8 protein-coding genes and 1 tRNA gene are annotated in these 11921 nt (G+C 68.7%); 5 read left to right on the top strand and 4 right to left on the bottom strand.

From position 1 onward, the window contains the following. Window positions 1-6: 6 nt before the first annotated feature. Window positions 7-1080: a phosphotransferase family protein gene (locus K9U41_RS03145; RefSeq protein WP_282639407.1), complete on the bottom strand. Its 1074-nt coding sequence runs from the start codon at window positions 1078-1080 to the stop codon at window positions 7-9. A 107-nt stretch (window positions 1081-1187) separates the two neighbouring features. Then, window positions 1188-2405: an ABC transporter substrate-binding protein gene (locus K9U41_RS03140; protein ID WP_282639406.1), complete on the bottom strand. Its 1218-nt coding sequence runs from the start codon at window positions 2403-2405 to the stop codon at window positions 1188-1190. A gap of 245 nt (window positions 2406-2650) precedes the next feature. On the opposite strand from K9U41_RS03140, the gene recA reads away from it, so the two are divergent. After that, complete coding sequence (recA, locus tag K9U41_RS03135) at window positions 2651-3736, top strand: recombinase RecA (RefSeq protein ID WP_282639405.1); 1086 nt, start codon at window positions 2651-2653, stop codon at window positions 3734-3736. A gap of 183 nt (window positions 3737-3919) precedes the next feature. Beyond that, window positions 3920-6574, top strand: coding sequence for an alanine--tRNA ligase (gene alaS, locus K9U41_RS03130; RefSeq protein WP_282639404.1), 2655 nt, complete (start codon window positions 3920-3922; stop codon window positions 6572-6574). Window positions 6575-6866: 292 nt separating this feature from the next. On the opposite strand, the gene lipB is transcribed toward alaS, so the two are convergent. Further along, complete coding sequence (gene lipB / locus K9U41_RS03125) at window positions 6867-7601, bottom strand: lipoyl(octanoyl) transferase LipB (protein ID WP_282639403.1); 735 nt, start codon at window positions 7599-7601, stop codon at window positions 6867-6869. Between the two features lie 426 nt (window positions 7602-8027). Here lipB and K9U41_RS03120 point away from each other — a divergent pair. Next, window positions 8028-8112 (top strand) — tRNA-Leu (locus K9U41_RS03120). A gap of 125 nt (window positions 8113-8237) precedes the next feature. Here K9U41_RS03120 and K9U41_RS03115 read toward each other — a convergent pair. Next, window positions 8238-9029 carry a polysaccharide deacetylase family protein gene (locus K9U41_RS03115; protein WP_282639402.1) on the bottom strand — a complete coding sequence of 264 codons (792 nt, stop codon included), beginning with the start codon at window positions 9027-9029 and terminating at the stop codon, window positions 8238-8240. 228 nt (window positions 9030-9257) lie between these two features. On the opposite strand from K9U41_RS03115, the gene K9U41_RS03110 reads away from it, so the two are divergent. After that, entirely contained in the window at window positions 9258-10076 is an 819-nt protein-coding gene (locus tag K9U41_RS03110; RefSeq protein ID WP_282639401.1) for a pentapeptide repeat-containing protein, read from the top strand. Window positions 10077-10321: 245 nt separating this feature from the next. Then, entirely contained in the window at window positions 10322-11734 is a 1413-nt protein-coding gene (gene mgtE, locus K9U41_RS03105) for a magnesium transporter (RefSeq protein WP_282639400.1), read from the top strand. Window positions 11735-11921 lie beyond the last annotated feature (187 nt).

Raw genomic sequence — 11921 nt, 5'->3', positions numbered from 1 at the left:
CGGCCCTCAGGCGGCGCCCGTGGTGATGAGTTCGACGGCGCGGCGCGCGTAATTCTCGGACAGGCGGCCGACGCGTTCGGCGCCTTCGGCGGCGGCGTTGCCGTTCCTGGCGCGGGCGGCGATGCCCTCGAAGATCACGGCGAAACGGAACAGGGCGAACACCCGGTGGAACGGTGCAAAATCCTCCGCCCGGCCGCCGGCGGCGCCATACCAGCTAAGGAAATCCTCCCGCTCCGGCAGGCCCTGCGCGGCCAGATCGGTGCCCCTGAGGCCGCCGTATTCCTCCGGCCTTGTGTCCCAGGTGACGCCGAAATGGGCCACATCCGCCATGGGATCGCCGATGGTGGACAGTTCCCAGTCCAGCACGCCGATCACCCGCGGCTCCACGGGGTGGAACATGAGGTTGCCGATGCGAAAATCCCCATGGGCGATGGCGGGTGCGCCGGAGGCGGGGAAGTGGCGCGGCAGCCAGTCGATGAGCGCGTCCACCTCCGCCAGCTCGCGGGTGCGCGATTGCTGCCACTGCCGGGTCCAGCGCGCCACCTGCCGCTCGAAATAGCCGTCGGGCCGGCCATAATCGCCGAGCCCCGCAGCGCGCCAATCCACCCCATGGAGCCGCGCCAGCATGTCGGCGGCGCTGCGGTACATGGCCTTGCGCTCGCCCACCGGCGCGGCGGCAAGGCCGCAATCGCCGAACACCCGGCCGTCCAGCCGCTCCATCACATAGAAGGGCGTGCCGATCACCGCCGGGTCAGCGCAGAAGTGCACCATGCGCGGCACCGGCACCGCGCTGTCGCGCAGGGCGTGCTGGATGCGGTGCTCGCGGTCCACCGCGTGGGCCGAGGGCAAAACCGGCCCGCCCGGCTGCTTGCGCAGCACCAGCCGGTGGCTGGGACTGTCCACGAAGAAGGTGGGATTGGACTGCCCACCGGAGATCGGTTCTACCCCCACCGGCCCGCAGAAGCCCGGCACGCGCGCGGCGAGATGGCGCGCCAGCGCTTCGGCATCGAAACCTGCGGCGGCCGGTGCCGGTGGGGCTGCGACAGGCGTGGGTGCGACAGGGGGAGGTGCGACAGGCATGGATCCTCGCGTCAAAAGCGGCCGGGAGCGCGTCCCATGCGGATCGGGAAGGCGGTCCTGTTGCGTGCGCGGGAGCCGGGGCGCGCGGCCCCACCCCCGCTGAAGGGTCATTTCTTCACCAGCGGGCATTCGCTGCGCGACAGGGGCTGGAAGGCATCCGCCGCGGGAATGGTGCGGACGATCTTCAGATAGTCCCACGGCCCCTTGGATTCGGCCGGGGTCTTCACCTGGGCCAGATACATGTCGTGGATCATCCGGCCGTCGGGGCGGATGGAGCCGTTGCGGGCGAAGAAGTCGTCGATGGGCAGTTCGCGCATCTTGTCGGCCACCACATTGCCCTCCACCGAATTGGCGGCCTTGGCGGAGCGCAGGAAGTGCAGCACCGCCGAATAGACCCCCGCATGCAGCATGGTGGGCTTGCGGCCGCCCATGCGCCTGGCCCAGCGTTCGGACCAGGCGCGGTTCTGCGCATCCATGTCCCAATAGAAGCCGGTGGTCAGCAGCAGGCCCTGCGCCCGGGTGAGGCCAAGGGCGTGGATGTCGGTGATGAAGATGACCATGGCCGCGAGGCGCTGCTTGTCGCCGCCGATGCCGAATTCATGGGCCTGCTTGAGGGAAGTGATCAGGTCCGCCCCGCCGTTGGCGAATGCGATCACCTTGGCGCCGGAGGCCTGTGCCTGCAGCAGGAAGGAGGAGAAATCCGCATTGCTCAGCGGGTGGCGCACCGAGCCCAGCACCTTGCCGCCATTGGCGCGGATGACCTCGGACGCGTCCCGCTCCAGCGACTGGCCGAAGGCGTAGTCCGCCGTCAGGAAGTACCAGCTGTCGCCGCCCTCGGCGACCACCGAGCGGGCGGTGCCATTGGCCATGGCGTAGGAATCATAGACCCAGTGGAACGAGGTGGGCGAGCAGGCCTTGTTGGTGAAGACCGTGGAGCCGGCGCCGGTGTTCAGCAGCACCTTGTTCTTGGCGCGGGTGATCTCCTGCACCGCGAGGGCGATGGCCGTGTTCGGCACGTCCACGATCACGTCCACATTCTCTTCGTCGATCCAGCGCCGGGCGATGGAGGCGCCCACGTCCGCCTTGTTCTGCCCGTCGGCGGAGACGATGGTGATGGGCTTGCCGTCGATGGTGCCGCCGAAATCCTCCACCGCCATCCTGGCGGCCTCGATGGAGCCTTGCCCCACGAGGTCGGTGTAGACACCGCTGAGATCGGTGAGCACGCCGACCTTGATGCCCCGCGCCGGCACCTGGGCCGCCGCCGTGCCGGCGGCCGCCAGCAGCGCCGCGCCGACGAGGCCCGCGCAAATCCGTTTCATTGCCATGCTTTCCTCCCCGCGGACACCTTCGGCGCCTCTTTGAGCGTCGTTATTCTGTTTGTCCGACAATCTGATTATTGATCAAGAAATGCGGCTGTCAAGCGGGGAGGCGGAGGGTGCAGGTCGGGCTTCGGCGGCGAGCGGGCGAAAATGCGAGGGCGCGGGAAATGAGAACATATTGCGAACTGAGAACAAAGCATGTACATGTGCTGCGTTCTCATTTCCCCTTGCACCAGCACCGGAGCGCGGCGATGACTCAGTCGACACTCAGACTCGTCGAAGGTTCTTCCATGGATAAGACCAAGGCGCTGGATGCCGCTCTCTCCCAGATTGAGCGGCATTTCGGCAAGGGCTCGATCATGCGGCTCGGCAAGGGCGGCAAAGCCTTGGAAATCGAGAGCATTCCCACCGGCTCGCTCGGGCTCGACATTGCCATCGGCATCGGCGGCCTGCCCAAGGGGCGCGTCGTCGAGATCTTCGGACCGGAATCGTCCGGCAAGACCACCCTGGCGCTCCACACGGTGGCGGAAGCGCAGAAGCGCGGCGGCACCTGCGCCTTCATCGATGCCGAGCATGCCCTCGACCCGATCTATGCGCGCAAGCTCGGCGTCAATCTCGATGAGCTGCTCATCTCCCAGCCCGACGCGGGAGAGCAGGCGCTGGAAATCGCCGACACGCTGGTGCGCTCGGGCGCCATCGACGTGCTGGTGGTTGATTCGGTGGCGGCGCTCACCCCGCGCGCCGAACTCGACGGCGAGATGGGCGACAGCCAGCCCGGCATGCAGGCGCGCCTCATGAGCCAGGCGCTCCGCAAGCTTACGGCATCCATCTCCAAGTCCAACACCATGGTCATCTTCATCAACCAGATCCGGATGAAGATCGGCGTCATGTACGGTTCGCCGGAGACCACCACCGGCGGCAACGCGCTCAAATTCTATGCCTCGGTGCGGCTCGACATCCGTCGCATCGGCATGATCAAGGAGCGCGACGAAGTGGTGGGCAACCAGACCCGCGTGAAGGTGGTGAAGAACAAGCTCGCGCCGCCCTTCAAGCAGGTGGAGTTCGACATCATGTACGGCGAGGGGATCTCCAAGACCGGCGAACTGCTCGATCTCGGCGTCAAGGCCGGCGTGGTGGAGAAGTCCGGCGCCTGGTTTTCCCACGACAGCCAGCGCCTGGGCCAGGGCCGCGAGAACGCCAAGACCTTCCTGAAGCAGAACCAGGAGGTGGCCGGCCGCATCGAGGCGGCGATCCGCCAGAATGCGGGCCTCATCGCCGAAAAGATCCTTGCCGGAACGCCGGAGGAGGATGCCGACGGCGACCCGGCCGACGCCTGAGCAGGGCTCGCCGAGGCGTTTCTGGACAAGCGGCGCACCCATCGCTAAACGAACCCGGTTCCGGCGGGCGTCATTTCGCCTTCGCGGGAACCGCGCGGCGGGCCTTCGGGCGGCGCTGGCGCGAAGCGATCACCAGAGCCGGCTTCCACGCTGGGACCGGCACCTAAGGATTGTGGCCGGCACATGAGCGGCGTCAACGAGATCCGGTCGAGCTTCATCGACTACTTCGTCAAAGAGGGCCACGAGGCGGTCGCCTCCTCGCCCCTCGTGCCGCAGAACGACCCGACGCTCATGTTCACCAATGCGGGCATGGTGCAGTTCAAGAACGTCTTCACCGGCGTCGAGAAGCGGCCCTATTCCCGTGCTGCGACCTCCCAGAAGTGCGTGCGCGCCGGCGGCAAGCACAACGACCTCGACAATGTGGGCTATACCGCGCGGCACCACACCTTCTTCGAGATGCTCGGCAATTTCTCGTTCGGGGACTATTTCAAGGATCGGGCCATCGAGTTGGCCTGGAATCTCGTCACCCGCACCTTCGACCTGCCGCGCGATCGCCTCGTGGTCACCGTCTTCAGCGAGGACGAGGAAGCCTACGGCCTGTGGAAGAAGATCGCCGGCCTGAGCGACGACAAGATCATCCGCATCCCCACCTCCGACAATTTCTGGTCCATGGGCGACACCGGCCCGTGCGGCCCCTGCTCGGAGATCTTTTTTGACCACGGCCCGCACGTGCCCGGCGGTCCCCCCGGCTCGGCAGACCAGGACGGCGACCGCTTCATCGAGATCTGGAACCTCGTCTTCATGCAGTTCGAGCAGCTGCCGGGGGGCGAGCGCCTGGCGCTGCCGCGGCCGTCCATCGACACCGGCATGGGGCTTGAACGGGTCTCGGCCGTGCTCCAGGGCGTGCACGACAATTATGACACCGACCTCATGCGCGCCCTCATCGCCGAGGTGGCCGAACTGACCTCGGTGGACCCGGACGGTCCGCAGAAGGCGAGCCACCGGGTCATCGCCGACCACCTGCGGGCGTCGGTCTTCCTGACGGCGGATGGGGTGCTGCCCTCCAACGAGGGGCGCGGCTACGTGCTGCGCCGGATCATGCGCCGGGCCATGCGCCACGCGCAGCTGCTGGGCGCCAAGGATCCCCTGATGCATCGCCTGGTGCCGATCCTGGTGCGGGAGATGGGCCGGGCCTACCCCGAGATCGTGCGCGCCGAATCCCTCGCCGAAGAGACCTTGCTGCTGGAGGAGACGCGCTTCCGCCGCACCCTCGAGCGCGGCCTCTCCATCCTGGAGGAGGAGAGCACGGGGCTGACGTCCGGCGGGCAGTTCCCCGGGGAGGTGGCGTTCAAGCTCTATGACACCTACGGTTTCCCCCTCGATCTGACCCAGGATGCCCTGCGCGCCCGCGGCATTTCGGTGGACACCACGGCGTTCGATGCCGCCATGGCGCGGCAGAAGGCGGAGGCCCGGGCGAGCTGGGCCGGCTCGGGCGAGGCGGCCACTGATACGCTGTGGTTCTCCGTGCGCGACGAGGTAGGGGCCACCGAGTTTCTTGGCTATGAGACGGAGAAGGCGGAGGGCGTCGTTGCGGCCCTGGTGCGTGACGGCGCCGTGGTGGACAGCCTTGCTGCTGGCGAGAAGGGCCTGATCATCCTCAACCAGACCCCGTTCTATGCCGAATCGGGCGGCCAGGTGGGTGATGTCGGGCGGGTGAGCGGGGAGGGCGGCGTCACCGCGCAAGTGGTGGCCACCCAGAAGAAGCTCGGCGATCTCTTCGTCCATGAGGTGAAGGTCGAGGCCGGCACCCTGAAGCGCGGCATCGCGCTGGTGCTGGAGGTGGACCACACCCGCCGGGCCGCCGTGCGCGCCAACCATTCCGCCACCCACCTGCTGCACGAGGCGTTGCGGCGGGTGCTCGGCGACCACGTGGCCCAGAAGGGCTCGCTGGTGGCACCGGACCGCTTGCGGTTCGATTTCTCCCATTCCAAGCCCCTCAGCGACGGGGAACTCGCCGAGGTGGAGACCATCGCCAACCGCTTCGTGCTGCGCAACGAGCCGGTGGAAACCCGCGTCATGGCCGTGGACGACGCCATCACCTCGGGCGCGCGGGCATTGTTCGGCGAGAAATACGGTGACGAGGTGCGCGTGGTCTCCATGGGGACCGATGACGGCAACGGCGCGCCCTATTCAGTGGAGCTGTGCGGTGGCACCCATGTGAAGCGCACCGGTGACATCGGCCTCATCTCGGTGGTGTCGGAAGGCGCCGTGGGGTCGGGCGTCCGGCGCATCGAGGCGCTGACCGCCGACGCCGCGCGCCGGCACCTCAACGCTGCCTCCGCCGCTTTGGCGGGGACTGCGGCGGTGCTCAAGGCGCCGGTGGCTGAGGTGGAGGCGCGGGTGGCGACCCTGGTGGAGGAGCGCCGCCGGCTCGAGCGCGAACTGGCGGAGGCCCGCAAGAAGCTGGCCATGGGCGGCGGTGGCGAGGCATCCGGCGACGCGGTGCGCACCGCAGGCGACATCAAGCTCCTCGCGCGGCGGGTGGAGGGCATCGAGATCAAGGATCTCAAGGGCCTGGTGGACGAGGGCAAGAAGCAGATCGGGTCCGGCGTGGTGGCCATCGTCGGCGTCACCTCCGACGGCAAGGCCGGCATCGTGGTCGGCGTCACCGCCGATCTCACCGCCCGCTTCGACGCGGTCGCGTTGGTGCGTCTGGGCTCGGAAGCCCTGGGCGGGAAAGGCGGCGGTGGCCGTCCCGACCTGGCACAGGCCGGCGGTCCGGACGGCGCCAAGGCGGAAGCCGCCCTCGACGCCATTGCGGCGGCGCTGGCCGGCTAGAGCGTTTTCCGTTCGCATCGGCTCACGGGAAATGCTCTAGAATCTTGTTTTGACGCGTTTTCTTTACGCGAACCGGTATCCACTTCGCTTGAAAACGCTCTAGATCCCGGCCAGGAACTGGGGCCCGTCCTCCTGCGTGCGCAGGGGAGGGCGCCCGGCGTCATCCCGCGTCTGGGCGCTCTCGCGCGATCCGGTCAGATTGACTCAACCTGATCGGTGAATCGCCCTCTAACTCTAGGATTGAGAACGCGTTCGCCGATCAGCTTGCGATGCAAGCTGATCGGCGCGTGCTCTAGCCTTCCGTCGCCGCCACAGCGGTCGGCGCCGCGGCTGGCATGGTCGGGCCGAAGACGGCCTCGAAGGCCACGCGCAGCACCGCATCGACCTCGCCCATGCTCACCGGCAGGCCGAGGTCGGCAAGGCTCGTCACCCCATGCTCGCGCACGCCGCAGGGCACGATGCCGCCGAAATGGGACAGGTCCGGCTCCACGTTCACAGAGATGCCGTGGAACGTCACCCAGCGGCGCACCCGAATGCCGATGGCGGCGATCTTGTCCTCGCCGCCGCCGCGCCGGCGGACCCAGACGCCGACCCGGTCTTCCCGCCGCTCGCCGGTCACGTTGAATGCCGACAGGGTTGCGATGATCCAGGCCTCCAGCGCGCTCACATAGCGCCGCACGTCCGGTGAGCGGCGCTTCAGGTCGAGCATCACATAGGCCACGCGCTGGCCCGGGCCGTGATAGGTGAACTGCCCGCCGCGCCCGGTTTCGTAGACGGGAAAGCGCGCGTCCACGAGGTCCTCGGGGCGGGCGCTGGTGCCGGCGGTGTAGAGCGGCGGGTGCTCCAAGAGCCACACGCACTCTCGCGCGGTGCCCTCGGCGATGGCGGCGACCCGTGCTTCCATGGCGGCAAGCGCGGCGGGGTAGGGGATGGGGCCGTCGCTGATGGCCCATTCCACGGCCGGGGCGTCGGCGCCGGTCGGCTGGAACTGGGTTTCGAGGCTGGCGCGGGGGGCAGAGGCGGTCATGGACAGATGCTTACATACCTTTGCGCCGGAATTCATCCGGCAGAAGGCTCAGTCGCCGCTGGGGCTTCGACCGATGCCGAGCAAGGCCGGTTTCGGCAACAGCCAGAACCGATCGCCGCCCGGCTCGATACCAACGGCCGGTGAGGCCGTTCATCGGCCGTTGGTATAATCCGTCGTGCCGCGCGGTCCAGTCCCCGGAGCACGCGGCCGTCGTCCGGCCGGGGATGGCTGAGCGGACGTTCCCGGTCGGCGGCGTCAACCGGATCGGGTGCCGCCCGCCCGCCGGGATGCGTCATCCACAGGCTGGGCGCGGATCGGGCGGGGCGGTACGGGAGACACTTGTAGCCGCCAATCCGATCTGTTAGACGATGGCCCCCGGCTGGGAGCGGTCCTTACAGGAACCCCCGGACGGAGCCATCCCTGACTGCGGTCGTGGCGGAATTGGTAGACGCGCTAGCTTGAGGTGCTAGTGGGGAGACCCGTGGAGGTTCGAGTCCTCTCGTCCGCACCAGTGGATTGGTGAGCTTGCAGCGCACGGCGCGCAAGCCACGAAAACGGCGGCCTTCGGGCCGCCGTTTTCGTTTCCGGCCCCGTTTCGTATCAGTCCGGCGCGGCGGCCTTTCGCGTCCGCGGGCTTCAGCCCGGTTGCTTCGGCACCATGTGCACCACCGTGTAACCGCGCTCGGCGAGGGCGCGCAGGAAGGCGGGAATCATGGCGGCGGTGTAGGTCTTGGTGTCGTGGAACAGCACGATGCCCCCGCCCGCCGCATCGAGCCGCTTCAGCACCAGGTCCAGCTCCGCCTCGGGCGTCATCACGTTCCAGTCGCTGGCCCAGAAATCGGCGCCGAACACGGCGATGCCCTTGCCGTCCAGAAAGGTGAGCAGTTCGGGCGTCGCGGCGAAGCCGGGGAAGCGGAAGAAGGGCACCCGGGCCGCCGGCCCGCTCGCGCCATAGGCGGCCTTTTCGTCGGCGGCGATGCCGCGCTCGATTTCCTTCACCGCCGCCTCGAACGGCATCCTGGCCAGGGTCGCGGCGGGATGGGTCAGGGTGTGGTGGGCGATGGTGTGGCCCTCCGCCAGGGCGCGGCGCACCAGCTCGGGCCGCGCCCTGGCGTTCTCGCCGATGAGGAAGAAGGTGGCGTGGACGCATTCCGCCTTCAGGGCGTCGAGGACGGCAGCGGTGGTCTTGGGCCATGGGCCGTCGTCGAAGGTGAGCACCACCTCCCTGGGCGCCAGCGGCAGGGTGGCGGGAAACGACTTCGTCCCCACCCGCACGCCCTTGGGCTCGATCTCCAGCACGCGCGCGGTGCCGAGGGCGTCGGGACGGCCGGGGCACGTCTCGGCGGCGTTCGCGGAGGGGGCGCTTGCGCCGGCGGCCGCAAGAAGGAAGAGACCAAGCGTTGCGGCGCGCCGCAGGGAGGCTGGCATGGCGTTTTCCGCGTGGTCCTTTCGTTCACCCTGCGGGGGCAAGGGGCGTTACGCTCGCGTTCGGCCCGGACTGGGTCATGCCCGCTCCCGGATGCTTGGCGCCAGCCGTGGCGGGGCAGGGCCGTCCCTGTCGCGCCACGGGCCGGCACACACAGCCGTGATGCCGGGCGAGTGTAATTTCCACGCCTTTGTGGCGAATAACAGCCCAACGAACATGTGGAGGATGCCGTGCGCCATGCCAACCCTCTCGCCCGGATCGTCGTATCGGCCACGCTGGCGGTGCTGCCCGCCTCCGGCGCCCGGACACAGGGCCTTCTGAGCCATACCGACATGCAGGGCCCGGCGATGACGCAGGCCGAGATGACACGGGACGAGGTGGTCGCCCTTCTCGCCGCCGCCACGCCCGAGCATCCCGCCGATCTCACGGGCAAGCAGCTCAACGGCCTGGATCTTTCGGGTCTCGACTTGCGCCACGCGCGGTTGCGCACCGCACGCCTCAACAAGGCCCGGCTCAGGGGCGCGCGCCTGGACGGCGTGGTGCTGGATCAGGCGTGGCTCATGGGCGCGGACCTCAGCGATGCGCATCTGGCCGGCGCCAGCCTCTTCGGTACCCAGATGATCGGCGCGCGCCTCGATCGGGCGGATCTCGCCGGCGCCCGCATCACCGCCAATCTCACCGGCGCCAGCCTGGCGGGTGCCCGGCTGGCGGGGGCAGACCTTTCCGCCGACATGCGCAACCAGTCCATGGGCCTGATGCGCGGGGACCTCACCTCGGCGAATCTTGCCGGGGCCGACCTCACCGGCGCCAATCTCGGACGAACCATGCTCGAATATGCCGATCTGTCCGGCGCGAACCTGTCCCGCGCGACTCTCACGGGAGCGGAACTCGGCGGCGCGAACCTCACCGGCGCGACGGTCGCCGGCGCCACCTTCACCGGTGCGGACGTGAACTCGGCACGCCTTTGGGACCTGCGCGGCCTCGACGAAGCCATCGGCTTCGATCGGGTCAGGAACCTCGACCTCGCCGTGCGCCCCGCACTTCGCTGATCGCGCACGGCCGCCCAAAGGGCGGATCAGAAGTCCGGCGCTGCGGGCGGGGCTGCCACCCGGGCATTGGGCTGCGGTATCTGCCGGATAAGGCTTCACAAACGACTGCCTTCCCTCTAGAGCGACGGACGGGTGTCGATCCGTCACCGTTGCTTGGCGGGACTTCCTGCCCCAGATCCCCGACCCGTGCCCAAGCTCCGACCGAGCGGGCACCCGACCCCCGCCTCGAAGACCGGGAGGACCCCATGCGCGAGGATGCCGACGCGCCTGTCGCTGAAGGTGCGGATGCCGCGCCCGAAGTCCGCGACTCCGACGGCACCCTGGCCGACGGGTTCCGGCAGGCCATCCGCGAGGCCATCGCCGCGCGCGACGTGGACCGGCTGACGGCGCTCACCGGCGACCTCCACGAAGCCGACATGGGCGATCTCATCGAGGAGCTGGACGGCGATGAGCGCCGCCGGCTCATCGAGCTGCTGGGTCCCGCCTTCGACTTCACCGCGCTGACCGAGCTGGACGAGACGGTGCGCCTCGGCATCCTGCGCGGGCTGTCGCCGCTCACCATCGCGCGCGGCATGCGCGACATCGATTCGGACGATGCCGTCTACATCCTCGAAGATCTCGACGAGGAAGAGATGGGCGCGGTGCTGCAGCACCTTCCGGCGCCCGAGCGCGTGGCCCTGCGGCGCTCCCTCGACTATCCCGAGGACAGCGCCGGCCGGCGCATGCAGACCGAGTTCATCGCCGTGCCGCCGTTCTGGACCGTGGGCCGCACCATCGACTACATGCGCGAGACGCCGGACCTGCCGGAGACCTTCTACGAGGTGTTCGTGGTGGACCCGGCCTACCGGCTGGTGGGCTCGGTCTCCCTCGACCGGCTGCTGCGCACCCGGCGCACCATGCTGGTGACCCAGGTGAAGACCGAGCAGCTGAAGGGGGTGAAGGCCACCGACGACCAGGAGGACGTGGCGCGCCTGTTCGAGCGCTACAACCTGGTCTCGGCCCCGGTGGTGGACGATGCCGGCCGGCTCGTGGGCGTCATGACCATCGACGACGTGGTGGACGTGATCCAGGAGGAGGCGGACGAGGACCTGCGCGCCCTCGCCGGCGTGGGCAGCGACGAGGAGCTTTCCGACAGCGTCGCCTACACGGCCAGGAGCCGCCTGCCCTGGCTGGTGGTCAATCTCGGCACCGCCTTCATCTCCGCCTCCATCATCGGCCTGTTCGAGGCCACCATCGAGAAGATGGTGGCGCTGGCGGTGCTCATGCCCATCGTCGCCTCCATGGGGGGCAATGCCGCCACCCAGACCATGACCGTGGCGGTGCGCGCGCTCGCCACCAAGGACCTGTCCAGCCACAATGCCCGCCGCATCGTCTCGCGCGAGGTGCTGGTGGGGCTGTTCAACGGGCTGGCGCTGGCGTGCCTGCTCGGCCTCATCGCCGGCGCGTGGTTTGCCAACGCGCAGCTCGGGGCGGTCATCGCCAGCGCGCTGGTTTTGAACATGATGGCGGCGGGCCTGTTCGGCATCCTCATTCCGCTCGCCATCTCGTGGCTGAAGCTCGACCCGGCCGTGGCGTCGGGCGTGTTCGTGACCACGGTGACGGACACGGTGGGCTTCTTCGCCTTCCTCGGCCTCGCCACCTGGTGGTTCGGCGCCTAGAGGTGCCTTCACGCCAGGCATTTCAACCTGAGCGGTGCAAGGCCCTCTTCTAGCTGCATGGCTTTTGGCGTCGGATGCGGTGTGTGCAGGGAAGCCGCTGCCCCTTGCGCCGCTGGGGAATCTGTCGGACAAATCAGCCCTCTGCCGCGCCCCGCGCGCGCGTTGTGACGCGACCCCCGGCCAGCCT

The sequence above is a fragment of the Xanthobacter autotrophicus genome (assembly GCF_029991245.1).
GTDB lineage: Bacteria > Pseudomonadota > Alphaproteobacteria > Rhizobiales > Xanthobacteraceae > Xanthobacter > Xanthobacter autotrophicus_C.
Note: the sequence above shows the minus strand (reverse complement) of the source record. Positions and strands in the feature narration are given on the sequence as shown.

Bases quoted from the DNA above. Each gene is read 5' to 3' on its own strand.
- mgtE (WP_282639400.1), top strand. From the start codon at position 10,322: ATGCGCGAGGATGCCGACGCGCCTGTCGCTGAAGGTGCGGATGCCGCG.
- alaS (WP_282639404.1), top strand. From the start codon at position 3,920: ATGAGCGGCGTCAACGAGATCCGGTCGAGCTTCATCGACTACTTCGTC.
- K9U41_RS03145 (WP_282639407.1), bottom strand. From the start codon at position 1,080: ATGCCTGTCGCACCTCCCCCTGTCGCACCCACGCCTGTCGCAGCCCCA.
- K9U41_RS03115 (WP_282639402.1), bottom strand. From the start codon at position 9,029: ATGCCAGCCTCCCTGCGGCGCGCCGCAACGCTTGGTCTCTTCCTTCTT.
- recA (WP_282639405.1), top strand. From the start codon at position 2,651: ATGACTCAGTCGACACTCAGACTCGTCGAAGGTTCTTCCATGGATAAG.
- K9U41_RS03140 (WP_282639406.1), bottom strand. From the start codon at position 2,405: ATGGCAATGAAACGGATTTGCGCGGGCCTCGTCGGCGCGGCGCTGCTG.
- lipB (WP_282639403.1), bottom strand. From the start codon at position 7,601: ATGACCGCCTCTGCCCCCCGCGCCAGCCTCGAAACCCAGTTCCAGCCG.